The following is a 23,039-nucleotide window of genomic DNA, read 5'->3' on the forward strand; positions in this document are numbered from 1 at the left end:
CCCCGCCGGGTCGCCGGCACACAGTGTGCCAGAGCGTGTCGTGTCCTCAGCAGAGCGGATGCGGGAAGGAATTGAGCACGGCTGTCGCCCGTCCGTCAGGCCTTCCGGATGTACCGGGCGTGATCGGACACCTCCAGGACGGCGGCGATGACCGCCCTGGGCCGGTCGGCGTGGACGGCGTGGCCGGACTCGCGCACCACGATGTGCGTTCCCCTGGTGGCGCGGGACGCGATCTGCGACTGCACGGCGGTCCACCGGGAGCGCATCCTCCCCGGCAGCCCCTCGGTCGCACTCAACACGGCCACCGGCACCTCGGGCAGTCGCGCGGTGGCACGGCGCCGCCGGATCTCCGGGACGACGACGGTGGTCAGCCGGTTCTCGGCGAGTACGGTCCACCGCTGGTGGTGGTGCGCGACCACGGCCGCCTCGGCCCGGGCGAGCGGATCCGCCGGGCCGTGCGACGAGTTCACCGGTGCCGCACCTGCCAGTGCCGCACGGAGCATCCCCAGCCGGTTCAGCGCGGTTTCGGCGACGCGGACGGCCGGCGGCTGGAACTCCTCGTGCGCCGGATCCACCAGCACCAGCCCGGCCACCAGCTCCGGCTGCTGCCAGGACAGGAGTTGGGCCAGTTGGCCGCCCCAGCTGTGGCCGACCAGGACCACCGGACCGGCGTCCAGGTGGCGCACCAACGCTGCGAGGTCCGCGAGTTGACCGTCCAGCGTCGGTGTCACGATCCCGGCCCGGCCGGTGCTGCGGCAGGGGTCGCTGGCGCCGATCCCGGCCCGGTCGTACGCCACCACCCGCCCGTGCCGGGCGAGTTCGGGCAGGACGGGCGCCCAGGTGAGCGACGAGGTGCCGCAGCCCGCGATCAGGACCACCGGGACACCGGCCCCCTGCCCGGCCTCCACCCAGCGCAACGCCCGTCCGTCGCGGTCGAGTTCGCCCGGCCGCACCCCGCCGGGCGTGCATGCGGCGAATGCCCGCACGATGGCTTCCTGGACGCCGCGCAGGCCCGTCCCCCCGGCTCGCGTCCCCCGCTTGCCCTGCATGCTGTGCACGTACGGCCCCCCTGGATCCGTCACTCGGCCCCGTTCCCCCGATGCCCGCGTCCGCTCCCCCGACACCCGCGCGACCGGGCCCGACTCGTCGTCAGGTACCCGACGTTGTCCGGCCGGTGACTCCGGTGTCCGAACTCCGTCCGTCCGGACCATGAACCGCAAACCAACAGATCGGGCGCGGACCGCGCCCGCCGGACCGCGCCCGCAGGCGGGGGCGGCCCGGCCAGGCAGCCGGGCGGGGGCGGCCCGGCCAGGCAGCCGGGCGGGGGCGGCCCGGAGGCCGAGGTAGCCGGGGCCCGGCCTCAGGCCGGCAGGACGCGCTTCAGCAGGCCGAGCAGCGCCTCCCAGTGCCGCTCGTCGGCGACCGCGTCGTAGCGGGTGGTGTCGGCCTGGGTGTAGCCGTGCGGGGCGCCGGTGTAGACCTCGGCCCGGTAGCGGACACCGGCGGCGGTGAGGGCCTCGGCGAGTCGGTCGATCTGCTCCGGCGGCAGTGCCTCGTCCTGGTCCGCGTGGCCGAAGTACAGCTCTGCGGTGATCCGTTCGGCGCCCAGGTGCGGGCTGTCGGGGCGCTCGGTGGCGAGGTTGCCGCCGTGGAAGCCGGCCGCGAGGGCGATCCGGTCGGGGTGGCCGGCGGCGGTGCGCAGGGCGAGGAGGGCGCCTCGGCAGTAGCCGGTGAGACCGACCGGGCCGTCGTGGACCAGCGGCGACTCGGCGAGCCAGCGCAGGTAGGCGTCCGCGTCGCGCTCGGTCACGTCGGGGGTGAGGGTGGCGAGCAACGGGCCGAGCCGGTCGAAGACCGGGTCGTCGCTCTCCACGTCGATGAGTTCCGGCAGTTCGACGACCGGGGCGCGGCCGTTCCGGTAGTAGGCGTTGGGGACGAGCACGGTGTACCCGGCCGCGGCGAGGCGGTCGGCCATGCGCTTCAGGTGCGGCCGGAGCCCGAAGGCGTCCATGTAGAGGATGACGCCCGGGTGGGCCCGGCCGTCATCGGGGTGGGCGAGGTAGGCGTCGGCGGTGCCGTCCGCCGTCCGGATGTCCACGAGGGTTCCGCGCACGGTCATGGTGAGGGCGCTCCTTCCGTTGGTGTGGCAGCGTATCCGGCGGGCGCGGCCCCGGCCCGAACGGGCGTCCGGGGAACGCCCCCACCCCGGTCCGGCGTTGAGCGGGCATGGGGCTGATCGTGGGTGTGGTGGCGACGGTGGCGGCGTTACTGGGGCTGGCCGCACTGGCGGTGTGGCAGATCCGGGACGAGGCTTCGCCGCGCCCGCGGCAGCGCGGGCCCGGGGTCGCGGGGTTGGGCGCCGGCGGGCTGGACGAGTTGCACGCGCTGTTCAGCCCGGGGAAGCGGATCCAGGTCGAGCAGAAGAAGGAGCGGCTCGCTCTGCGGGACGACGCGCAGGCCGGATCGCCGCCGCACTTCGGCGTGGACCTGGACCGGGGCGTGGCGGTGCTGCGCGGCGGGGCCGGAGAAGCCCTGCTCGACCCCGCACCGCGCGGCGGGGCCGGGGAGTCCACCCCCGGCCAGGCACCGCGCGACGGGAGCGGAACGGGCCCGGCCGGTCAGGCCCCCCAGGTGCGGGAGCAGAGCACCAGCCGGTAGCCGTCCGGGTCGGCCACCGTCACTCCGAACTCCTCCCAGTACGGGTTGTGGGCCTCGACCCGGGTGCCGCCGGCCGCCTCCAGCCGGGCGACCAAGGCCTCGTCCACCGGCGCGCCGAGGTAGACGACGAACAGGTCGTCCACCGTCGGGGTGGGCTCCAGCGGCCGCTCCGGGTCGTGGGTCAGCTCGAAGTGCCAGGCGCCACCGGGCGGGCCGACCATCAGCAGGTCGTGCTCGCCGGAGACCCGCTCGGTGCTGCGCCACAGCACGTCGAGCCCGAGGCCGCCGACGTAGAAGCGTTCGGCTGCCGCGAGGTCGCGCGAGGGGCGGGCGATCCGGACCCGCACGGTGGAATCGATCATGCGGGTGACCATAGCCGACAGCACTGACAACGAACCACGTTTCCCCGCAACGCTGTGGACGGTCCGTCAGCGTTCCGGCGGCCCGGCTCGCGGCCGTTCGCGGTCGGGGTCGCTGCGGCCGTTCGCGGCCGGGGTCGCCGCAGCCGTGCGCAGCCGGACCCGCCGCCGTTCGCGGTCAGAGCCGCCGCAGCCGCTCCTCGTCGGAGGTGCGCGGGCAGGTCAGGCAGGCGACGGCCTCGGGCCCGACCGCGTAGTAGAGGCAGCAGCCGAGCCGGGTGCGGGTGTGGTGGGTGCGCCCGTCGGGGGTGTGCAGGCGGCGGAAGTCGGCGGCGCCCGGTAGCGGCTGGGTGCCGCCGGGCAGGACGGCCCCGGCGGCGGTGACGGCGGTGTCCTCGTCGCCGAGCATCCGGCCCAGGTACCAGACGGCGGAGGCGAGGTCGTCCGTCACCATGCCCCAGAGCGCCCGGTCGTGACGCCGGGTGGGCCCGGCGAAGGCCGCGAGCAGCGGCTCGACGTGCGCGACCACGGCGGCCCGCAGTTCGGCGCGGAGCTCGTCGTCACCGGGGAGGGTGACGTGGCCGCGCGGGCGCAGCGCGAGCGCACCGGTGGGAGCGTGCAGCCAGAGGTCGGCGGGGTCGACGACCGGCACCCTCCGGGCGAGGTGCCAGGGGCCGGCGACGATCAGGCAGGCCGACCAGACGTAGTGGTGCAGCAGCCGGGAAGCGGTCACGTGCGGCCGCGGGGCGCGGCCGTGCTCGGCCGCGATGCGGGACTCCTCGCCGGCCAGGACGGCGGCCAGCGCCCGTTCGTCGGTGGCGATCCGGGCTCCGGAGTACCAGCCGTCGGCGGCGCGCGGAGCCGGTTCGACGGCGTCGAGCAGCCGCAGGTCCAGCACCGGACACAGCTCCAGCAGCCGCCGGTAGTCACCGACGAGCGCGGCGGACGCGGTGGACCCACCAGCCGCGACGGGCGCGGCAGATGCAGTGGACGCGGTGGACCCGCCGGACAGGACGGACGCGCCGGACGGCAGGGCGCCGCGAGGCGCGACGGGCAGGGGTGTTCCGGGAACCATCGGCACTCCCGAGATCGATTCCGTATGATCGATTAAGGTGAGGCTCACCTTACAATGCCTCATGTCGCCCGGCGACCAGGGGCGATCGCGGGCCGGTCGACACATCGGGCCAGTAGAGGGCGAATCACCCAAACCCTTGACGAACTTAGGTAAACCTAACCTAAGATATCGCTTCGTGCTGAGAACCGATCCGCCCGCCTCCACAGTCCCGCCGACGCCTCGCGCCTCGGCGGCCCGGCAGCTCCTGGTGCTGCTCGCCGGCGTGTGCGCGCTCGTGCTGTGTGCGGCCCTGAGCCTTGCGCTGGGCTCCCGATCCATCCCGCTGTCGACCGTCGTCGACGCCCTCACCGGCGCCGCCCACGGCGGTGACGCCGATGTGGTGACGGGCCTTCGGGTCCCGCGCACGCTCATCGGACTGGCCGTCGGGGCGGCGCTCGGTGTCGCCGGGGCGGTCGCCCAGGGCGTCACCCGCAACCCGCTGGCCTCGCCGGTCACCCTCGGCATCAACGCGGGCGCGAGCCTCGCCGTCGTCGCCGCGATCTACACGCTGGGCCTCTCCCGCCCGGTCGAGTACCTCTGGTTCGCCTTCGCCGGAGCGGCTGTCGCCGCCGTCGCCGCGTACGCGATGTCCCGGCGCGGCGGGGACCTCGACCCGGTCCGGCTCGCGCTCGGCGGCACCGTGCTCACGGTGGTGCTCACCTCCTGGACCTCGGCGCTGATGCTGGCCAGTCACCGCACGCTGGACGAGGCCCGGTTCTGGCTGGCCGGATCGATCGCCGGACGGCACCTGGACACCCTCACCCCCGTCCTGCCCTTCCTCGCACTCGGCCTGATCGGCTCCCTCGCCATCTCCCCCGCGCTCAACGCGCTGGCCCTCGGCGACGAGACCGCGCAGTCGCTGGGCGTGCCGGTGGCCCGGATCCGGGTGGCCGGCGGGCTCGCCGTCGTCCTGCTCGCGGGCAGTGCGGTGGCGGTCGCCGGACCGGTGGCGTTCATCGGACTGGCCGCCCCGCACCTGGTCCGCCCGCTGCTCGGCAACGACCACCGCCGGCTGCTGCCCGGCTGCCTGATCGCCGGTCCGCTGCTGCTGCTCACCGCCGACGTGCTCGGTCGGCTGGTGGTCCGCCCGTCCGAGATCGAGGTCGGCATCGTGACCGCGTTCCTCGGCGCGCCGCTGCTCGCGGTGCTGGCCCGGAAGGTGGCCCGGTGACCGCGCTCGCCCTCCCCGCCCGGGCCCTCGCCCGCCGCCGGACCCGTACCGCCGTCTGGTCGCTGGTCGCCGCCGCGCTGCTGGTGCTGCTGACCGGGATCGCGCTCGGCACCGGGCAGCTCGACATCCCCGTCTGGGACGCCCTGCGCGCGCTCGTCGGCCAGGGCGAGCCCGGCAACGTCCTGGTGGTGCAGCAGTTCCGCGCGCCCCGCGTCGTCTCCGCCCTGATCGCGGGCGCCGGGCTGGCGATGGCCGGCTCGATGCTGCAGCGGCTGTTCCGCAACCCGCTGGCCGCCCCCGACACCATCGGCATCACCGGCGGCGCCTCCTTCGGCGCCGTCCTGATGCTGGCCACCGGCGCCTCCCAGCAGCTGATCCCGCTGGCCGCGGTCGGCGGCGGGCTGCTCGCGGCGCTGCTGCTCGGCGGCTTCGCCTGGCGCTCGAAGATGGCCGTCACCCGCCTGGTGCTGGTCGGCCTGGCGGTGCAGCAGGGCCTCGCCGCCGCCGTGAACCTGATGATCGTACGGTTCCCGGCCGAGCTGGCCTCCTCGGCACTGCAGTGGACCACCGGCTCGCTCTACGGCCGCAACTGGACCGAGGTGTGGATCGGCGGCTCCGCCATCGGGCTGACCGCGGTCGGCGTCCTGCTCAGCCAGCGGCGGGTCGCCGTGCTCGACCTCGGCGACGACTCGGCCGGCGGCCTCGGCCTCACCCCGGCCCGCGACCGGCTCGGGCTGCTGCTGCTCACCATCACCCTCGCCTCGCTGGCCGCCGCCCTCACCGGACCGGTCGCCTTCGTCGCGCTCGCCGTCCCGCACCTGGTCCGGCTGCTCGCCGGACCGCCCACCCTCGGCACCCTCGGTCTCACCGCGCTCACCGGCGCCGTGCTGCTGCTCTCCGCCGACCTCCTGGTGCTCCACGTGATCCCCGTCCACGGCCTGCCGGTCGGTGCCGTCACCGCCACCCTCGGCGCGCCCTGGCTCCTGGTGCTGATGATCCGCCAGAGCCGGCTTCCCCAGAGGAGCAGCTGATGACCTCCGCCGAGACGTCCGCCGAGACCGCGACCGCGACTGCCACCGCGACTGCCACCGCGACCGCGACCGCGACCGCCACCACCCCTGCCGCAGCTGCCGGCCGGACCCCTCCGGCAGCCCCCGGCGCAACCGCGAACCGGCTCGCCGCCCGGGGCCTCGGGCTGCGCTACGGCGACCGGACCATCGTCGAGGGGCTCGACCTCGAACTGCCCGGCGACGCCGTCACCGCGATCGTCGGACCGAACGCCTGCGGCAAGTCGACGCTGCTGCGCGGGCTCGTCCGGCTGCTCGACCCGGCCGCCGGCACTGTCACTCTGGACGGCGCCGACATCCACCGGATGCCCGCCCGGGCGCTCGCCAAGCGGATGGGCCTGCTGCCGCAGCAGCCGGTCACCCCGGAGGCGGTCACCGTCGAGGCGCTGGTCCGGCTCGGACGGTACCCGCACCAGCGGATGCTCAGCCCGTGGTCCAAGGCCGACCAGGCCGCCGTCGAGGACGCGCTGGAACGCACCGGCACCGCCGAGCTCCGCGACCGGCAGGTCGACCGGCTCTCCGGCGGGCAACGCCAGCGGGTCTGGATCGCGCTCGCGCTCGCCCAGGAGACCGACCTGCTGCTGCTCGACGAGCCGACCACCTTCCTGGACCTGCGCCACCAGCTCGACGTGCTCGACCTGGTCGCCGACCTGCACGCCGAGGCCGGACGCACCGTCGTGATGGTGCTGCACGACCTCGGACAGGCCGCCCGGTACGCCGACCACCTGGTGGTGCTCAAGGACGGACGGCTCGCGGCGGCCGGTCCGCCGTCGGAGGTGCTGACCGCCGAGCTGGTGGAGGCCGTCTTCCAGGTGCCCTGCCGGGTCGTGCCCGATCCGGAGACCGGCACGCCGCTGGTCGTGCCGCGTGCGCGGGCGCGGGCGCGCGGTTCCGCTGCCGCTGCCGCTACGGCTGCCGATGCCGATGCCGTCGGTTGTACGGCTGCCACCGCCGTCTGAACTTCCCACCCCCGTCCCCCCGTTCGACCCGATCCAAGGAACCCTGATGAACCGCCGACTCCCCGTCGCCGTCCTCGCCGTCGCCCTCTCGACCACCCTGCTCGCCGCCTGCGGCAGCAGCGGGGACGGTGCGAAGTCGGGCGGCGACTCCGCGTCCGCCGCCTCGGCCGGCACCGCCGCCGGCTTCCCGCGCAGCGTCAAGCACGCGGCGGGCACGGCCGAGCTCAAGAGCCAGCCGAAGCGCGTCGTCGTCCTCGACAGCGGCGAGCTGGACGACGTCACGCTGCTCGGCATCACGCCGGTCGGCGCGGTGTCCCCGCACATGAAGACCGAGGGCGGGTTCCCGAACTACCTCAAGGACAAGATCAAGGACACCAAGGACGTCGGCCCGATGAACGAGCCGAACCTGGAGCTGATCGCCTCCCTCAAGCCCGACCTGATCCTCTCCTCCAAGGTCCGGCACGCCAAGGTGTACTCCCAGCTGAACGCGATCGCCCCGACCGTCCTGGCCGAGACCACCGGGTTCCCGTGGAAGGAGAACCTGGCGCTGTACGCCCAGGCGCTCGGCAAGGAGGACGAGGCGAAGAAGGCGCTCGCCGACTACGAGGCGCGGGCGAAGAAGCTCGGCGAGGAGATCCGGACCAAGTTCAACGGGACCATGCCGACCGCGTCGGTGGTCCGCTTCGTGGCCGGCCCGACCCGCCTGTACGCCAAGTCCTCCTACAGCGGTGTGGTGCTCAAGGACGTCGGCCTGACCCGCCCGGCCGCGCAGGACGTAGACCAGAACATCATCGAGGTCAGCGCCGAGCAGATCAACCAGGCGGACGCCGACCTGGTGTTCGTCACCACCGCCGACGACCCGACCAAGACCAAGGAGAGCGAGGTCCAGCAGACCCCGGTCTGGCAGGGCCTGAACGCCGTCAAGAACAACAAGGTGTTCAACGTCCCGGACGAGACCTGGATGTCCGGCATCGGTGTCCAGGCCGCCGACGCGATGCTCGTCGACATCGCCAAGGCCGCGGGCGTGGACGCGCCCAAGTAGCCGTCCCGGTCGTCATCCCGTTCGCCGTCGCGGCCGTCGTCCGGCGAATGTCGGCGAACGGATGACAACCGACGACTGACAGCCGACAGCTGACAACTGACAGATTTCGAAAGTTGTCGGCTGTCAGCTGTCCGCCCACCTGCCTCCGCCATCCCCTGAGGACCCCCATGCGGCTCTACCTGCTCGCCCTGAACCCCACCGACTCGGTCACCACCGGCTTCCTGCCCGCCGCCGCCCGGCTCGGGCTCGACGTCACCGTCCTCACCGACTGCGCCGACCCCCACCGGCAGGCCTACGCCGCGCTCCCCTTCTCCGCACCGGAGATCCTGGAGTGCGACGTGCGCGACTTCCGCGCCGTGGTCAGCCTGATCTCCCGTCTCACCCTGTCCTCCCCGGGCCACGCACCCGACGCGGTCTTCAGCAACAGCGACCACCTGCAGACCCAGACCGCCCTGGCCGCCGAGTACTTCGGCCTCCCCGCCAAGGACTGGAAGGCCGCGCTGCGCGCCAAGGACAAGGGCCAGCTGCGCCGCCACCTCGCACTGACCGGCCAGGACACCGTCTGGTCCGCCGAGTTGGCCCCCGGGCAGGACCCGGCCGAGCTGGACCCGCCGTTCCCCTGCGTGGTCAAGCCCCGGGAGGGCGTGGCCAGCGAGGACGTCACCCTGGTCACCGACACCGCGGAACTCCTCGCCCGCTGCAAGGAGATCCAGCACCGCAGGGCCGGCGCCACCCTGGTGGTCGAGGAGTTCCTGGACGGGCAGCTGTACACCCTGGAGACCCTCGGCGACGGCCACCGTCGCCACGTCCTCGGCGGTTTCCGCACCCGGATCTCCCCGCCGCCGGACTTCATCGAGGAGCTGCTCACCTTCGTCCCGGCCCACCCGCAGCCCGTGGTCGACCAGGTGCTCGCCCAACTCGACGCACTCGGCGTCGGGTTCGGTGTCTGCCACACCGAGTTCGTGCTGCAACCGGACGGCCGCGCCCGGATCATCGAGGTCAACTACCGTGCCATCGGCGACCAGTGCGACCTGATGCTCGCCGAAATCCTCGACATACCGCTGTTCGAGCTCGTCCTCGGCGTCCACCTCGGTCACGAGCTGCCCGCCGACCTGACGGAGAGGTGCGCCGCCACCCTCCGCCGGGCCCGCAACGAGCTGGTCTGCGCCGACCGCGCCGGTGTCCTCACCGCCGCCCCCGGCCCGTACGACGAGGAGCGCGACGGCGTCCGGCTCGCCTACCGACCGCTGCGCCCGCTCGGCGAACGTCACGAGCTCTACCGCACCAACCGCGACTACCTGGGCGTCATCTGGGCCGTCGGCACCGACCAGGGTGCCGTGGACACCGCAGTCGCCCGCTTCCTCGCCGCCAACCGCTGGGAAATCACCCCATGACCCCCGGAGACCGGCCGACAGCCGAGACCCGCCCCGCAGCCACCACGGCCACCAACACGGCCGCCGCGGCCACGGCCACCGCCACCCAGCAGCTCACCCTGCGGGTGCTGTCCGCCCTGCTGCGCGAGGACGTCCTCGGCCTGCGCAGCCGAGGCACCGTCGAGACCCGTCCGGACGGCCCCTGGCTGACCGTCCCCGAAGCTCGGCTCGCCCTGCCGGTGGCCCCGGAGGGCTTCCAGTGCGAGTACGCCGCCCGGCTGCCGCTGCTGGAGCTCGACGGACGTCGGATCACCGGCCCGGACACCGTCGTGGCGGCGCTCGCCGAACTGGCCGAGGCCGAGGACCGGCCCGGCTGGGCGGCCTTCGCCGAGGAGTGCCGCCAGACCCTCGCCACCATGGAACTGCACGAGCGGGTCCGCACCGAGGTGCACGACCGGCTGACCGATCTGTACGGCCCCGACCCGGCCGACTGGACCGGCCCCGCCGCCGCCCTCGGCCACGACACCCTGGCCGCTCACATCGACCATCCGGTCTACCCGACAGCACGCGGCCGCTCCGGGCTCACCGAGCCCCAACTACGCGCCCACGCACCCGAGTTCCACCCGGCCTTCGAACTGCGCTGGCTGGCCGTGCCGACCGACGCGCTGACCGTCCACGGCGAACGTCCCCTGCCCAGCTGGTGGCCCACACCGGCCTGGCTCGGCCTCGCCGACCGGTGCCCCGGCGACGGCTGGGCCACCCTGCCGGTCCACCCGCTCACCGTCGGCGCGCCGCTGGACGAGGCGCTGGCGGCCACCGGCCTGACCGACCGCGCAGTGCTCGCCGACCGGCCGTACCTGACCGTCGTCCCGACCCTGTCCATGCGCACCGTCGCCGTCGCCGACGACCCCGGGTGCCACCTCAAGCTCCCGCTCGCCACCGCCACCCTGGGCCGGCTCAACCGCCGCACCATCAAGCCCGGGACACTGCTCGACGGCGCGGCCGGCCAGCGGCTGGTCGAGGCCGTGCTGGAGCGCGAGCCGCGGTTCGCCGGCCGGATCCTGCACGCCGACGAGCAGACCTGGGCGCACGCCGGTCACGAGCTGCTGGCCGTCCTGCTGCGCCGCTACCCGGCGGGGCTGGAGCGGGCCACCACCGTCCCGCTGGCCGCCCTGCTGGCCCCCGCACCCGACGGCCGCCTGGTCATCGACCACCTCGCCGACCGCTACCACGATGGCTCCGTCCTGGCCTGCTACGACGCCCTGCTGGAGCTGCTGCTGGACTGGCAGACCACGCTGTTCGGCTACGGCATCGCCCTGGAGTCGCACCAGCAGAACACCTCGCTGGTGCTCGACGGGGACGGTCTGCGGCTGCTCTACAAGGACGACGACGGCCCGCGCGTGCACACCGCCCGGATGACCGCCGCCCTCGGCGAACTCGCCCCTTCCGTGGACGAGTTCGACGATGCGCGGATCTTCTGCGAGGACGACCGGGCCCTGGTCGACCTCTTCGCCACCATCACCGGTCACCTGTGCACCGGCTCCGTCGCCTTCGGTCTCGCCGACCACGGCCGGGCCGAACTCACGGACGTCCTCACGCTGTTGCGCAAGCGCACGGCGGAAGCCGTGGAGCGGCTGGGGCCGGTGGGCGAGCCGCTGCGGACGGCCCTGCTGGACGCCGAGCGCCTTCCGGTCAAGGCCATGGTCACCGCCGGGACACTGCTCAGCAAGCAGCGCTCGGGCGCCGCCGACATCAACAAGCACTACACCACCGGCCCGAACTACCTGCGCGACGCCGCACGCAGCCCCGTGCACAGTCCCGCACTCGGTCCAGCGCACAGCTCCGCACACAGCCCCGCACCCGACCCAGGACGCGGCACCGCGCACGGCAACGGGACCGCCCGATGACCGTGGAGGCGCTCCCGCAGCACTCGCAGCCCGCGGCCGCGCACCCCGAAGGGCTCGGTCGACGCCAGGTGCACGCCGTCGCGGCCTGCTACTTCGTCGCCTCCTTCGCCGCGCTCGGCCTGCCGCCGTACCTCACCGCGATCCTGCCCGGTCTCGGCGACCCGCAGGCCCGCTGGGCGGGCGTCCTGTACATCGTGCCGACGGTGTTCAGCGGGCTCGGCGCGCCGCTGTGGGGCCGACTGGCCGACCGCTTCGGCCGCAAGCGGCTGCTGCTGCGCGCCCAACTCGGGCTGACCGTCTCCTTCCTGCTCGCCGGCGCCGCCGACAGCCTGCCCGCCTTCACCCTCGCACTGGTCCTCCAGGGCTTCCTCGGCGGCACCTTCGCGGCCACCAACGGCTACCTGGCAGCCGCACTCGACGGCAGTCGGCTCTCCCGTGCGCTCACCCTGATGCAGGGCAGCGCACGGGCGGCCCTGGTGGCCGCGCCGATCATGGTCGGGGCGCTCTCCCCGTGGATCGACCCGCACCGCCAGTATCTGGTGATGGCCGTACTCCCGCTCACCGCAGCGGTGTTCCTCTCGCTGCTGCCCGAGCCGACGCTCCCCGAGGCCCCCGAAGCCGCCACGGGCCGGGCGTCCGCGAAGACCGCCTCGGCGCCGCTCCTGACGCTCTACGCCTTCGAGTTCGTCTTCGTCTTCGCGACGGTCATCTCCTTCCCTTACCTCATCGCCCTCGCCGAGCAGCGCCTGCCCGGCGTGGACGGCACCACCACCGGCGTGCTCTTCGCCCTGCCGCACCTGTGCTACCTGGTGTTCGCCTCCCGCACCCACCGGGCGTTCGACTCCCGTCCGCACACCGGCATCGCGCTCGGCTTCGGCTTCGTCGCGCTCGGCCTGGCCGGGCACACCGTCGCGTACTCGCTGCCCGTGTTCATCGCCGTCCGGCTGCTGCTCGGGGCCGGGCTCACCCTGGGCCTCGTCTGCCTCGCCGTGCTCGCCGCCGGCGCCGCCAAGGGGCGCCCGCCCGGCCGGATGTTCGGCACCCTCGAACTCGTCTCGAAGGGTGGCGCCGTCGCCGCCGGCGCCGTCGCCGCGCTGGCCAACGGACGGTTCGGTGCCGCCGCCCCCGTGGTGGCCGGAACCGCCGCCGCCCTGCTGGCCGCCGTCGCGGCCACCGCCCTCACCCTCCCGTCCCTCCGCCAGCGCTGGAGTCGCCGATGACCGCCGAGCAGATGACCACCGCGCAGCCGACCAGCGCGCAGCCGACCACCGGGCAGACGACCATCGGACAGACGACCACGAGGCAGACGACGGACGCGCAGACCACTGCCGAACGGACCACTGCCGTACGGACGTCCGCCGGCCAGCCGGCCCGCGAGCCCAACCCGCGCGAGCCCGTGAACCACGAACTGCCCACCTCCGACGAGGTGGTGGCCCACACCCTGCTGAACTGCCTGCTGCGCGAGGTCTCCGGCCCCGAGCACCAGACCGCCGCCGACGGCGGCCGCCTGCTGCTGCGCCTGCCCCGCCGCGGCGCCCTGCTGCGGGTCGCCCTGCGCCGCACCTCGCTGCTCGGCGCGCACCGCTTCACCGGGCCCGTCGAGGTCCAACGGGACGGCGAATGGGCCGTGTTGGGCTGGCCGGAGCTGGCCGAGTACGTCCGGGACGAACTGGAGCTGCGCACCGGCACGGTCAACGAGGAGTTCCTCGCCCAGGTGGCGTCCAGCCACGACGGCGTCCGCCAGGGCCTGGAGCGCCGCCCGGCCGCCGGAGCCGACCGCTACCTGGAGTCCGAACAGGCCCTGCTGTTCGGCCACCGCTTCCACCCGGCCCCCAAGTCCCGTTCCGCCGCCCGCGGCGACTGGCGCCGCTACGCCCCGGAGTCCCGCGCCGACTTCCGGCTGCGCCACCTCGCGGTCCGTGCCGAGCTGCTGGCCGAGGAGTCGCTGGACGGGAGCGCCACCGCCCTGCTCGACGGTCTCGGCGAGGTGCCGGACGGCTACCGGCTGCTGCCCACCCACCCCTGGCAGTACCAACTCATCGGCGACCACCCGCTGTTGCGCAACGCCATGGCCAGGGGCGACGTCCTCGACCTCGGCCCGCGCGGCGAGCGCTTCACCGCCACCGCCTCGGTGCGCACCCTGCACGGCGCCGGCGCCTTCCTGAAGTTCAGCCTCAACGTGCGCATCACCAACTGCCTGCGCAAGAACGCCGCTTACGAACTCACCGGCGCCGTCGCGCTCACCCGGCTGCTCGCACCGGCGCTCGCCGACCTCGCCCGGCGCTTCCCCGACACGGCGATGCTCCGCGAACCGGCCTTCCGCACCCTCGCCCTGCCCGGCGCCGACGGCCACCCCGACCGGGCGCTGTACGAGGGCTTCGGCCTGATCGTCCGCGAGGGCTTCGCCGGCGTGCTGCGCCCCGGCACCACCCCGCTGCTCGCGGCCGCCGTCGCCGACGAACACCCGACCAGCTCCGCGCACATCTCCCGCCTGCTGGAGGCCGGTTCGGGCGGCGGCGCGGACGGCGCGGCGGCGCTCGACTGGTGGCGCGCCTACCTGCGGCTGCTCGTCCCGCCGGTCCTGGCCGCCTACTTCGACCACGGCGTGGTGCTGGAGCCCCACCTGCAGAACGTGCTCGTCGGCGTGGACGCCACCGGGCACCCCGTCCAGGTGCTCTTCCGCGACCTGGAAGGCACCAAGCTCGTCCCCGAGCACAACGCCGACATCCTCGCCGCCCTCCCGCCCGAGGTGGCCGGCCCGATGACGTACGACGCCGAGCGCGGCTGGGACCGCGTGGTCTACTGCCTGCTGGTCAACCACGTCTCCGAGCTGCTCGCCGCCCTCGCGGACCGCCACCCCGAGCTGGAGTGCGCGCTGTGGCAGGCCGTCCGGGACGCCCTGGAGGAGTACGCCGCCGCCCACGGCTGCCCGCCCCGGCTGCGCGCCCTGCTCGCCGGTGTCCCGCTACCCGCCAAGGCCAACCTGCTGACCCGCTGGGAGCGCAAGGCCGACCGCGAGGCCGGCTACGTCCGGCTGCCCTCCCCGCTGGCCGGCTCCGTCCTCGCCGAGGCCGCCCGCATGCCCGTCCGCCTTCACGCCGGGAGCACCGCCCGATGACCGAGACCGTCCGCAGCCACGTCGCCGCCCTCGCGTCCGACGAACTGCCCGCCTACGTCTACGACCTGGCCGCGCTGCGCGAGCACGCCGCCGCCGTCCGGGCCGCGCTGCCCGAGCGGGTCGAGCTGTACTACGCCGCCAAGGCCAACCCGGAGACGCCGCTGCTCACCGCGCTGCGCGACGCGGTCGACGGCTACGAGGTCTCCAGCGGCGGCGAGTTGGCGCACGTTCGGGCCGCCGTGCCGGACGCGCCGCTGGCCTTCGGCGGGCCGGGCAAGACCCCGGCCGAGATCGCCGCCGCGGTGACGGCCGGGGTGCACCGCTGGCACGTGGAGAGCGAGCAGGAGCTGCACCGGCTCGCCGCTGTGCTCGCGGACCAGCCGGGGGCGGTCGTGGACGTGCTGCTGCGGGTCAACCTGGCGGTCACCACGGACGCGCTCGACGCGGTGCCGCTCGCGATGGGCGGACGGCCCACGCCGTTCGGCCTGGACCCGGAGCAGGCCGAGGAGTGCGTCCGCCTGCTCACCGGCGGCGGCCCGCTGGGGCGGCAGCTGCGCCTGCGCGGCGTGCACGCCCACCTGGCGAGCGGCCTCGACGCGGCGGAGCAGCTGTCGGTCGCTGCGCAGATCGTCGCCTGGTCGGCCGCGCTCGCCGAACGGCACGGCTTCCCGCTCGACGAGGTCAACATCGGCGGCGGGATGGCCGTGGACTACGAGGACCCGGCCGCGCGATTCGACTGGAAGGCCTTCGGCGAGGGGCTGGCCGGACTGCTCGACGCCCACCCCGCGCTCACCCTGCGGATCGAACCGGGCCGGGCGCTGACCGCCCACTGCGGCTGGTACGCGACCGAGGTGCTGGACGTGAAGCGGAGCCACGGCGAGGACTTCGCGGTGGTCCGTGGCGGCACCCACCACCTGCGAACCCCGGTGACCCGGGGGCACTCCCAGCCCTTCGCGGTGCTCCCGGTGGACCTGTGGCCGCACCCGTGGCCGCGCCCCGCCGTGACCACCGGCCGCGCCACCCTGGCCGGGCAGCTCTGCACCCCGAAGGACGTCCTCGCCCGCGCGGCCGACGGCGCGGCGGGGCTGCGGGCGGCGGACCGCGTGCTGTTCGCCATGGCGGGCGCGTACGCCTGGAACATCTCGCACCACGAGTTCCTGATGCACCCTCGCCCGGGCTTCCACTACCTGGGCGGGTGACCAAGGACAACGAACAGATGACAGATGACAGCTGACAGATTTCGAAATCTGTCAGCTGTCATCTGTCGGTTGTCATCTGTCGGCCGTCAGCCGCTCCACGCCCCCGTCCGCCGCCGCCCTCTTCCCGCTCTCGTGGGAGAGTGGTACTCAGCGAAGGGAGCGCGAACGTGCTGATGGACAAGGTGGCGGAGATACTCGCCGAGGCATCGGCCGAGGCGGTGGAGCCGCGCTTCCGGGCGCTGGCCGCCGGCGAGGTGATGGAGAAGGCGCCCGGCGAGGTCGTGACGATCGCCGACCGCGAGGCCGAGGCCATCATCGCCCGCCGCCTGCACGAGCTGCTGCCGGTCCCCGTGGTCGGCGAGGAGGCCGTCGCCGCCGACCCCTCACTCGCCCGGGCACTCCACGACGAACCCGCCGCCTGGCTGGTCGACCCGGTCGACGGCACCGCCAACTTCGTCGCCGGCCGCCCCGAGTACGCCGTGATGTGCTCCCTCGTCCGCAGCGGCCGCACCGTGGCCTCCTGGATCTGGCAGCCCGCCACCGCCACCGCCTACCGCGCCGAACTGGGCGCCGGCGCCTGGCGCGACGGCGAGCGCCTCACCCGCCCGCCGGCACCGCGGGACGCCGCCGAGCTGCGCGGTTCGGTGAAGAGCCGCTTCCTGGACCCCGAGCACCGCCGCCACCTGATGGCCAACGCCACGGCCTTCGGCGAGGTCTCCCCCGGGCGGCACGCCGCCGGAATCGAGTACCCCGACGTGATCGAGGGCCGCTTCGACTTCCTCCTCTACTGGCGTACCCTCCCCTGGGACCACGCCCCCGGCTCGCTCCTCGTCACCGAGGCCGGCGGCGTCTCCGCCCGCCTGGACGGCACCCCGTACCGCCCCGAGGCCCCCGGCTGCGAGGACGGCCTCCTGGTCGCAGCCGACCCCCACACCTGGGAGCTCGCCCACAAGGTCCTCCTGGGCCTCTGACCCGCCCGGCGCGCCCGACCATCGCCGTACGGGCCCGCGCGACGCCCGCACGGGCCCGCGCGGCGCTTCCGTACGGCGCCCCGGGGGGCGCCGCGCTAGCCCGCCCGCTCCCCCGCCACCTTGCGGCCCGCCCCCACCACCTCGCGCAGCAGCGTTCCGACCTCCCCCACCGTCGTGTGCGGGTTCAGCAGCGTCAGCTTCAGCCGCACCCGCCCCGGCCCGTCCCCCGGCAACTCGGTACGCCCGACCACCGCCCGGCCGCTGCGCAGCAGCAGCCGCCGCAGCCGACCGTTCATCTCGTCCAGCGCCGCCCCGTCCGTCACGCCCGGCGGACGGTAGCGGAAGAGGACGGTGGTGAGGACGGGGTCGGCGTGCAGTTCCAGGGAGGGGTCGGCACGGACGGCGTCGGCGGCAGCGCGGGCAAGGTCGTGACAGGCGTCGACGAGGCGGCCGAGGCCGTCGCGACCGAGGGTGCGCAGGGTGACGGCGAGTTTGAAGGCGTCGGCTCGGCGGGTGGTGCGCAGGGAGCGGCCGAGCAGGCTCGGGTAGCCGGCCTGCTCGTCGTCGACCGGGTTGAGGTACTCGGCGCGGCGGGCGAGCGAGACGTACGTCTCGGCGCGACGCACCAGGAAGACTCCGGCGGCGGCCGGCTGCCAGCCGAGCTTGTGCCAGTCGAGGGAGACCGAGTCGGCGCGGGCGATGCCGTCGAGCAGCGGGGCCAGCCGGTCGGAGAGCAGCGCCCCGCCGCCGTACGCGGCGTCGACGTGCAGCCAGGCACCGTAGCGGCGGGCGAGGTCGGCGGCGGCGGCCAGCGGGTCGACGGCTCCGGTGTCGGTGGTCCCGGCGGTGGCGACGACGGCGATCGGGGTCCGCCCGGCCCAGCTGGCCTCCGCCAGGGACCGCTCCAACTCCTCCTCCCGCATCCGGAGTTGCCGGTCGACTGGCACGGTGAGGACGGCCCGCTCGCCGAGCCCGAGGAGTGCGGCGGCGCGCTGGACGGAGAAGTGCGCGGCCTCGGAGGCGAGGATGCACGGCCGGACGCCCTCCGGGATCCCGTCCAGCTCCACGATGCCGTCGAGCTTCTGGTCGCGCGCCAGCATGAGCCCCATCAGGTTGGACTCGGTGCCGCCGGAGGTGAGGACCCCGGCGGAGCGCTGCGGGTCGTAGCCGACCAGCCCGGCGAGTTCGGCGAGCAGCGCGGTCTCCAGCGCCGTGGCGGCGGGGGCCTGGTCCCAGGAGTCCTGCGACGGGTTGAGGGCGCTCACCGCGAGGTCGGCCGCGGCGGCGACGGCGAGCGGCGGGCAGTGCAGGTGGGCGGCGCAGGCCGGGTCGGCGGGGTCGGCGGCTCCGTAGGCGAGGAGTTCGGTGAGCCGGGCGAGCGCGCCGCGGCCGGCGGTGGTGGCCAGGGCGTCGGCGACCAGTGCGGCGATCTCGGCGGGGCTGCCGGCCGGCAGCGGTCCGGAGCGCATGGCGATGCCCGTGTCGAGCGCGTCGAGGACGGTGGCCAGCAGTGGCCCGAGCGCCCCGGGCCCGGCTGCGCCGCCGGCCAGGGCGTCCGACGCGACCTCGCCCCCCGGCATGCCGATCGGACCGGGCCCGGGGCCGCTCACCGCTCCGCCCGCCACGCACCGCCCGCAGCCGGCCCCGCAGCCGACGCTGACGGCGGGGCAGCGGACCCGGACACGGACCCGGACACGGACCCGGCCCCGGCCCCGCGCTCGGACCCGGACACGAACGCGATCGCGTCGGCGAGCCGCTCCAGCACGGCCGCCACCTGCTCGTCCGTGACGGTGAGCGGCGGGAGCAGCCGCAGCACCGCGTCGTGGCGCCCGCCGAGTTCGACGATCAGACCGCGCGCCAGGCACGCCTCCCGCACCCGTACGGCGAGCGCCGGATCGGCCGGCCGGGCCCCGCAGGCGTCGGGCTCGGCCGTCGGGTCGACCAGTTCGACGCCGAGCATCAGCCCCCGGCCGCGCACGTCGCCGATCACCGGCAGTTCGCCCGCGAGGTCGCGCAGCCGGGCCGCCATCCGGTCGCCGACGACGGCCGCCCGCTCGGCCAGCCCGTGCGCCGCGACGTAGCGGAGGGTCGCCGCCCCGGCGGCCATGGCGAGGGTGTTGCCGCGGAAGGTGCCGGTGTGGGCGCCGGGGCGCCAGCCGTCGTAGTCCTCGCGGTAGACGACGACGGCGAGCGGCAGGCTGCCGCCGATGGCCTTGGAGAGCACCATCGCGTCCGGGACGATGCCGCTGTGCTCGATCGCCCACATCGCGCCGGTGCGGCCGACCCCGGTCTGCACCTCGTCCACGATCAGCGGGATGCCGCGTTCGGCGGTGATCCGGCGCATCGCTCGCAGCCAGCCGTCGGGCGCGGGGACGACGCCGCCCTCGCCCTGGACGGCCTCCAGGACCATCGCGGCGGGGGGCACCACGCCGCCCGACGGGTCGTCCAGCAATCGCTCGACGTAGGTGGCGGCGAGATCGGCACCCGCGTCGCCGCCGACCCCGAACGGGCAGCGGTAGCCGTACGGGTAGGGCAGCCGGACGACCTCGCCGCCGCTCGGCAGCGGCTCCTTGACGGCGACGTTGCCGGTGAGCGCGAGGGCGCCGGCGGTCATGCCGTGGTACCCGCCGGTGAAGGCGAGCGCGCCGGTGCGGCCGGTCGCGGTCTGCATCAGTTTGAGCGCGGCCTCGATGGCGTCCGTGCCGGCCGGACCGCAGAAGTGCACCCGGGCGCGGCTCGCGAACCCGGCCGGGAGGCTGTCGAACAGCGCGCTGGTGAAGTCGTCCTTCTCCGCGGTGGCGAGGTCGAGCAGGTGCAGCGGGGCGCCGCTGTCGAGGGTGCGGCGGATGGCCTCCAGCACCACCGGGTGGTTGTGGCCGAGGGCGAGCGTGCCGGCGCCGGAGAGGCAGTCCAGGTAGCGCCGCCCGTCGGCGCCCTCGACGGTCATGCCGTTGGCACGGACCGGGACGATCGGGAAGGAGCGGGCGTACGTTCTGGCGGCGGACTCGCGGACGCGCTGGCGACGCAGGATGGCCTCACCGGCGGCCGGGGCCGGGGTTCCGGAGGCGGCCTGGGCAGGTACGGCAGCGAGCGACACGACAGACCCCCAGGAGAAGTTAGGTAAGCCTAACTTTATCGCTCTCGACCTGGCGGAATGCCCGCAGGGCACCGAGAACCACCCGAGCGGGTGAACTTCCCCCCGATACCGCTCCACATCCTCCGCCGAGCCCCCGGTCCCTCCAACGAGCGTCGCGCCGAAAGGTCACGCGCCCCGTTCCGGGAATCGCCGGCGCCCGTCGCCCGTCGCCCGTCTCCCGTCGCGCATCCCCGTCGCCCGCCACCGCCACCGCCACCGCCGTCACGGCTTCGCCTTCCAGCGGTAGCACAGCTCCGGCCGCCCGACGTTGCCGTACTGCGGCTCCCGCACCGCCCGCCCGGTGTCCACCAGGTGCTCCAGGTAGCGCCGCGCAGTGATCCGCGAGACCCCGGCGGCGGTTCCGGCGGCCGCCGCCGACAGCCCGGTCGCGGCCTCCCTGAGCACCGAGGCGACGGTGTCCAGGGTGGGCGCGCTCAGCCCCTTCGGCAGGGCGCTGCGCTCGGGGGTCCGAAGCAGGGCGAGCGCCTGGTCGACCTCGTCCTGCCCGGTGGCCTCGCCGGTCCGCCCGAGGCTGTCCCGGTACCGGGCGTAGCGCTCCAGCCGGTCGTGCAGGGCGGCGGCGCTGAACGGTTTCAGCAGGTACTGCACGACCCCGGCCGAGACCGCCTGCCGGACCATCGCGAGGTCGCGCGCCGAGGTCACCGCGATGACGTCGGTGGTGTGGCCGGCGGCGCGCAGCGTGCGGCACAGCTGCAGCCCGTGGCCGTCCGGCAGGTAGAGGTCGAGGAGGGTGAGGTCGACGGGGGTCCCGGCGGCGCGAGCCCGGTCCAGGAAGCGCAGCGCGTCGGCGCAGCTGTGGACGGTGCCGACGGCGCGGAAGCCGGGTTCGCGCTCGACGTACAGGGTGTGCGCGGCGGCCGCCACCGGGTCGTCCTCGACGACCAGCACGGAGATCCCCGCGGGATCCGCTCCACGGTACCGGGTCATGCCAGGGCCTCCTCGGGCTCGCGGCCTCCCGGCTCCCGCCGCTCTCCGCATTCCACCGGCTCCCCCGGTTCCGCGCGTTCCCCCGGCTCCTGCCGGTCCTGCGGCCGGCCTGCCAGCGGCAGCCGGACCGTCAGCACCGCGCCACGCTCGCGCCCGACCTCGACGGTGCCGCCGTTGCGCCGGGCGGCCTGGGCCACCAGCGCCAGGCCGAGGCCGTGCCCGCGGCCGTCCTGCTTGGTGCTCCACCCGCGCCGGAACACGTCCTCGACGGCCGAGGGGTCGATGCCCGCGCCGGTGTCGGCGACCCGCAGCAGCAGGCAGTCGCCCTCCCCGCTCACGCCGGAACCCGTACCCATGCCGGAGCCTGCGCCCGCTCCCACGCCGGAGCCCGCGCCCGCACGGGAAGCCGCAGAAACCGCACCGGCGCCGGCGCCCGGGGCTCCGCCGCGCTCGATCCGCGCCGTGACGGTCACCTCCGGCGGGGCGATGCTCTGCGCGGCCCCGGCGATGGCGGCGTCCACGGCGTTGTCGACCAGGTTGCCGAGCACGGTGATCAGGTCCCGGGCGGAGAGCCCGGGCGGGAGCACCCCGTCGTCGATCCTGCTGTCCTCGGTGAGGGTCAACTCCACGCCCCGCTCGGCGGCTTGGGCGGCCTTGCCGAGCAGCAGCGCGGCCAGTACCGGCTCGCTCACCGCCGCGACCACCCGGTCGGTGAGCTGCTGGGCCAGTTCGAGTTCGGCGGTGGCGAACTCCACCGCCTGTTCGTGGCGGCCGAGTTCGATCAGCGAGACGACCGCGTGCAGCCGGTTGGCAGCCTCGTGCGCCTGGGCGCCGAGCGCCTCGGTGAAGCCACGCACGGAGTCCAACTCGCCACTGAGCGACTGAAGTTCGGTGTGATCCCGGAGGGTGACCACCCGGCCGAGGCCGGTGCCGATGATGGAGGTGTTGAGCACCACGACCCGTTCGGCGGTCAGGTGCACCTCGTCCCGGGCCGGCTCCTCGCCCAGGACGGCCGCCACCAGCGCCTCCGGCAGGTCCAGCTCCGCCATCGGCCGTCCGTCCAAGTCACCGGTCAGGCCCAGCAGTTCGCGGGCGGCGTCGTTGCACAGCACGACCCGGTGCGAGCGGTCGAGCAGGACCAGCCCCTCGCGCACCGAGTGCAGCGTGGCCTGGTGGTACTCGTACAGGTGGCTGAGCTCGTCCGGCCCCATGCCGTGAGTGTGCCGCCGCAGCCTGGAGTTGGCGAGGTAGGTGCCGGCGCCGCCGAGCGCGAGCGCGGCCACCGCGACCCCGACCAGGGCCATCAGCGGACCGCTGAGCTGCGCGGAGATCGACTCGACGGTGCGGCCCGCGCTGACCAGTGCGACCACCCGGTGCCGGTCGTCCCACACCGGTGTGACCACCCGGACCGACGGTCCGAGCGTGCCGGTGTACGTCTCGCTGCGGGTCTGCCCGGCGAGCGCCCAGTCGATGTGCCCGAGGTAGCGCTTGCCGATCTGCTCGGGCAGCGGGTGGGTCCAGCGCACGCCGTCGGTGTCCATCACGGTGATGAAGGAGACCCCGGTGTCCGTCCGCACCTGCTCGACGTACGGCTGGAGCACCGCGGTCGGGTCCGGGCCGGTGACGGCGGACCGGACGGACGGCGAGTCGGCGACGGCGTGGGCGACCGCGGTCACCTCGCGGCGGGCCGCGTCCTCGTTCCGGTCGGCGGTGAAGAGGTACGCGAGCACCGCGCCGCCCGCGACCACGGCGGCGACGATCACCACCTGGACGACGAACAGCTGCCCGGCCAGACTGCGGACCAGCCGCCGGGGCAGGCGGCGGGGCAGCCGCCGAGGCAGTCGGCGGGGCAGCCGCCGAGGCAGTCGGCGGGCGGGGCCGGACGGCCGGAGCGGACCGAGCACGGGGAACCGGGGGAGCCGACGGCGCGAGGTCGTGGGGGCGGTGCGCTCGGACATGCCAGCCAGTGTGCACCACGGGCGGCGCGGGCGACCCGGGTGCGTCGACCGTGAACTCT

The 23,039-nt window shown here is 74.8% G+C and carries 19 protein-coding genes; 11 read left to right on the top strand and 8 right to left on the bottom strand.

Annotated elements, in window-relative coordinates:
- Positions 1-95: 95 nt before the first annotated feature.
- Together ABT048_RS00105 and ABT048_RS00110 are read right to left on the bottom strand one after the other, a co-directional pair.
- Positions 96-1,049, bottom strand: a complete 954-nt coding sequence (locus ABT048_RS00105) for an alpha/beta fold hydrolase (RefSeq protein WP_350519263.1) — start codon at positions 1,047-1,049, stop codon at positions 96-98.
- 311 nt (positions 1,050-1,360) lie between these two features.
- Complete coding sequence (locus ABT048_RS00110; RefSeq protein ID WP_350518980.1) at positions 1,361-2,119, bottom strand: dienelactone hydrolase family protein; 759 nt, start codon at positions 2,117-2,119, stop codon at positions 1,361-1,363.
- A 107-nt stretch (positions 2,120-2,226) separates the two neighbouring features.
- Here ABT048_RS00110 and ABT048_RS00115 point away from each other — a divergent pair, with 107 nt between their 5' ends.
- Positions 2,227-2,658 (top strand): DUF6191 domain-containing protein, encoded by a 432-nt coding sequence (locus tag ABT048_RS00115; protein WP_350518981.1) that lies wholly within the window; start codon positions 2,227-2,229, stop codon positions 2,656-2,658.
- Here ABT048_RS00115 and ABT048_RS00120 read toward each other — a convergent pair.
- Positions 2,619-3,020 (bottom strand): VOC family protein, encoded by a 402-nt coding sequence (locus tag ABT048_RS00120; protein ID WP_350518982.1) that lies wholly within the window; start codon positions 3,018-3,020, stop codon positions 2,619-2,621. The genes ABT048_RS00115 and ABT048_RS00120 overlap by 40 nt on opposite strands.
- 175 nt (positions 3,021-3,195) lie before the next feature.
- Complete coding sequence (locus ABT048_RS00125; RefSeq protein WP_350518983.1) at positions 3,196-4,092, bottom strand: (2Fe-2S)-binding protein; 897 nt, start codon at positions 4,090-4,092, stop codon at positions 3,196-3,198.
- Between the two features lie 244 nt (positions 4,093-4,336).
- Between ABT048_RS00125 and ABT048_RS00130 the strand changes: the two genes are divergently transcribed.
- From ABT048_RS00130 to ABT048_RS00175, 10 genes are all read left to right on the top strand, one after another.
- Positions 4,337-5,302, top strand: a complete 966-nt coding sequence (locus ABT048_RS00130; protein WP_402802162.1) for a FecCD family ABC transporter permease — start codon at positions 4,337-4,339, stop codon at positions 5,300-5,302.
- Complete coding sequence (locus ABT048_RS00135; protein ID WP_396547822.1) at positions 5,299-6,333, top strand: FecCD family ABC transporter permease; 1,035 nt, start codon at positions 5,299-5,301, stop codon at positions 6,331-6,333. Before ABT048_RS00130 ends, ABT048_RS00135 begins: the two co-directional genes overlap by 4 nt.
- On the top strand, positions 6,333-7,328 hold the full coding sequence (locus ABT048_RS00140) for an ABC transporter ATP-binding protein (protein WP_350518985.1): 996 nt from the start codon (positions 6,333-6,335) through the stop codon (positions 7,326-7,328). Before ABT048_RS00135 ends, ABT048_RS00140 begins: the two co-directional genes overlap by 1 nt.
- A 46-nt stretch (positions 7,329-7,374) precedes the next feature.
- Positions 7,375-8,370: an ABC transporter substrate-binding protein gene (locus ABT048_RS00145; RefSeq protein ID WP_350518986.1), complete on the top strand. Its 996-nt coding sequence runs from the start codon at positions 7,375-7,377 to the stop codon at positions 8,368-8,370.
- Between the two features lie 167 nt (positions 8,371-8,537).
- The gene (locus tag ABT048_RS00150; protein WP_350518987.1) at positions 8,538-9,764 is read left to right on the top strand and encodes an ATP-grasp domain-containing protein; all 1,227 of its coding nucleotides are present in this window, start codon (positions 8,538-8,540) and stop codon (positions 9,762-9,764) included.
- Positions 9,761-11,650, top strand: a complete 1,890-nt coding sequence (locus ABT048_RS00155; protein ID WP_350518988.1) for an IucA/IucC family protein — start codon at positions 9,761-9,763, stop codon at positions 11,648-11,650. Before ABT048_RS00150 ends, ABT048_RS00155 begins: the two co-directional genes overlap by 4 nt.
- On the top strand, positions 11,647-12,870 hold the full coding sequence (locus ABT048_RS00160; protein WP_350518989.1) for an MFS transporter: 1,224 nt from the start codon (positions 11,647-11,649) through the stop codon (positions 12,868-12,870). Before ABT048_RS00155 ends, ABT048_RS00160 begins: the two co-directional genes overlap by 4 nt.
- Entirely contained in the window at positions 12,867-14,768 is a 1,902-nt protein-coding gene (locus ABT048_RS00165; RefSeq protein WP_350518990.1) for an IucA/IucC family protein, read from the top strand. The genes ABT048_RS00160 and ABT048_RS00165 overlap by 4 nt, the downstream gene beginning before the upstream one ends.
- Positions 14,765-15,967 (top strand): type III PLP-dependent enzyme, encoded by a 1,203-nt coding sequence (locus ABT048_RS00170; RefSeq protein ID WP_350518991.1) that lies wholly within the window; start codon positions 14,765-14,767, stop codon positions 15,965-15,967. Before ABT048_RS00165 ends, ABT048_RS00170 begins: the two co-directional genes overlap by 4 nt.
- 173 nt (positions 15,968-16,140) lie before the next feature.
- Entirely contained in the window at positions 16,141-16,938 is a 798-nt protein-coding gene (locus ABT048_RS00175; protein WP_350519265.1) for an inositol monophosphatase family protein, read from the top strand.
- A 95-nt stretch (positions 16,939-17,033) separates the two neighbouring features.
- Here ABT048_RS00175 and ABT048_RS00180 read toward each other — a convergent pair whose 3' ends face one another.
- The 4 genes from ABT048_RS00180 to ABT048_RS00195 all read right to left on the bottom strand — a co-directional run bounded on the left by ABT048_RS00180 (position 17,034) and on the right by ABT048_RS00195 (position 22,980).
- Positions 17,034-18,518, bottom strand: a complete 1,485-nt coding sequence (locus ABT048_RS00180) for a pyridoxal phosphate-dependent decarboxylase family protein (protein ID WP_350519266.1) — start codon at positions 18,516-18,518, stop codon at positions 17,034-17,036.
- A 26-nt stretch (positions 18,519-18,544) separates the two neighbouring features.
- Positions 18,545-20,035: a diaminobutyrate--2-oxoglutarate transaminase family protein gene (locus tag ABT048_RS00185; protein WP_502893946.1), complete on the bottom strand. Its 1,491-nt coding sequence runs from the start codon at positions 20,033-20,035 to the stop codon at positions 18,545-18,547.
- Between the two features lie 261 nt (positions 20,036-20,296).
- Positions 20,297-21,022 (bottom strand): response regulator, encoded by a 726-nt coding sequence (locus tag ABT048_RS00190; protein WP_350518992.1) that lies wholly within the window; start codon positions 21,020-21,022, stop codon positions 20,297-20,299.
- Positions 21,019-22,980, bottom strand: a complete 1,962-nt coding sequence (locus ABT048_RS00195) for a sensor histidine kinase (protein ID WP_350518993.1) — start codon at positions 22,978-22,980, stop codon at positions 21,019-21,021. The genes ABT048_RS00190 and ABT048_RS00195 overlap by 4 nt, the downstream gene beginning before the upstream one ends.
- Positions 22,981-23,039: the final 59 nt, after the last annotated feature.

Source organism: Kitasatospora sp. NPDC096140 (assembly GCF_040303045.1).
Taxonomy (GTDB): Bacteria; Actinomycetota; Actinomycetes; order Streptomycetales; family Streptomycetaceae; genus Kitasatospora.

What these genes read in the sequence shown, in the direction of transcription:
- ABT048_RS00105 (WP_350519263.1), bottom strand. Translation starts at nt 1,049, where the DNA reads ATGCAGGGCAAGCGGGGGACGCGAGCCGGGGGGACGGGCCTGCGCGGC.
- ABT048_RS00110 (WP_350518980.1), bottom strand. Translation starts at nt 2,119, where the DNA reads ATGACCGTGCGCGGAACCCTCGTGGACATCCGGACGGCGGACGGCACC.
- ABT048_RS00115 (WP_350518981.1), top strand. Translation starts at nt 2,227, where the DNA reads ATGGGGCTGATCGTGGGTGTGGTGGCGACGGTGGCGGCGTTACTGGGG.
- ABT048_RS00120 (WP_350518982.1), bottom strand. Translation starts at nt 3,020, where the DNA reads ATGATCGATTCCACCGTGCGGGTCCGGATCGCCCGCCCCTCGCGCGAC.
- ABT048_RS00125 (WP_350518983.1), bottom strand. Translation starts at nt 4,092, where the DNA reads ATGGTTCCCGGAACACCCCTGCCCGTCGCGCCTCGCGGCGCCCTGCCG.
- ABT048_RS00140 (WP_350518985.1), top strand. Translation starts at nt 6,333, where the DNA reads ATGACCTCCGCCGAGACGTCCGCCGAGACCGCGACCGCGACTGCCACC.
- ABT048_RS00145 (WP_350518986.1), top strand. Translation starts at nt 7,375, where the DNA reads ATGAACCGCCGACTCCCCGTCGCCGTCCTCGCCGTCGCCCTCTCGACC.
- ABT048_RS00150 (WP_350518987.1), top strand. Translation starts at nt 8,538, where the DNA reads ATGCGGCTCTACCTGCTCGCCCTGAACCCCACCGACTCGGTCACCACC.
- ABT048_RS00155 (WP_350518988.1), top strand. Translation starts at nt 9,761, where the DNA reads ATGACCCCCGGAGACCGGCCGACAGCCGAGACCCGCCCCGCAGCCACC.
- ABT048_RS00160 (WP_350518989.1), top strand. Translation starts at nt 11,647, where the DNA reads ATGACCGTGGAGGCGCTCCCGCAGCACTCGCAGCCCGCGGCCGCGCAC.
- ABT048_RS00165 (WP_350518990.1), top strand. Translation starts at nt 12,867, where the DNA reads ATGACCGCCGAGCAGATGACCACCGCGCAGCCGACCAGCGCGCAGCCG.
- ABT048_RS00170 (WP_350518991.1), top strand. Translation starts at nt 14,765, where the DNA reads ATGACCGAGACCGTCCGCAGCCACGTCGCCGCCCTCGCGTCCGACGAA.
- ABT048_RS00175 (WP_350519265.1), top strand. Translation starts at nt 16,141, where the DNA reads ATGGACAAGGTGGCGGAGATACTCGCCGAGGCATCGGCCGAGGCGGTG.
- ABT048_RS00180 (WP_350519266.1), bottom strand. Translation starts at nt 18,518, where the DNA reads ATGCCGGGGGGCGAGGTCGCGTCGGACGCCCTGGCCGGCGGCGCAGCC.
- ABT048_RS00190 (WP_350518992.1), bottom strand. Translation starts at nt 21,022, where the DNA reads ATGACCCGGTACCGTGGAGCGGATCCCGCGGGGATCTCCGTGCTGGTC.
- ABT048_RS00195 (WP_350518993.1), bottom strand. Translation starts at nt 22,980, where the DNA reads ATGTCCGAGCGCACCGCCCCCACGACCTCGCGCCGTCGGCTCCCCCGG.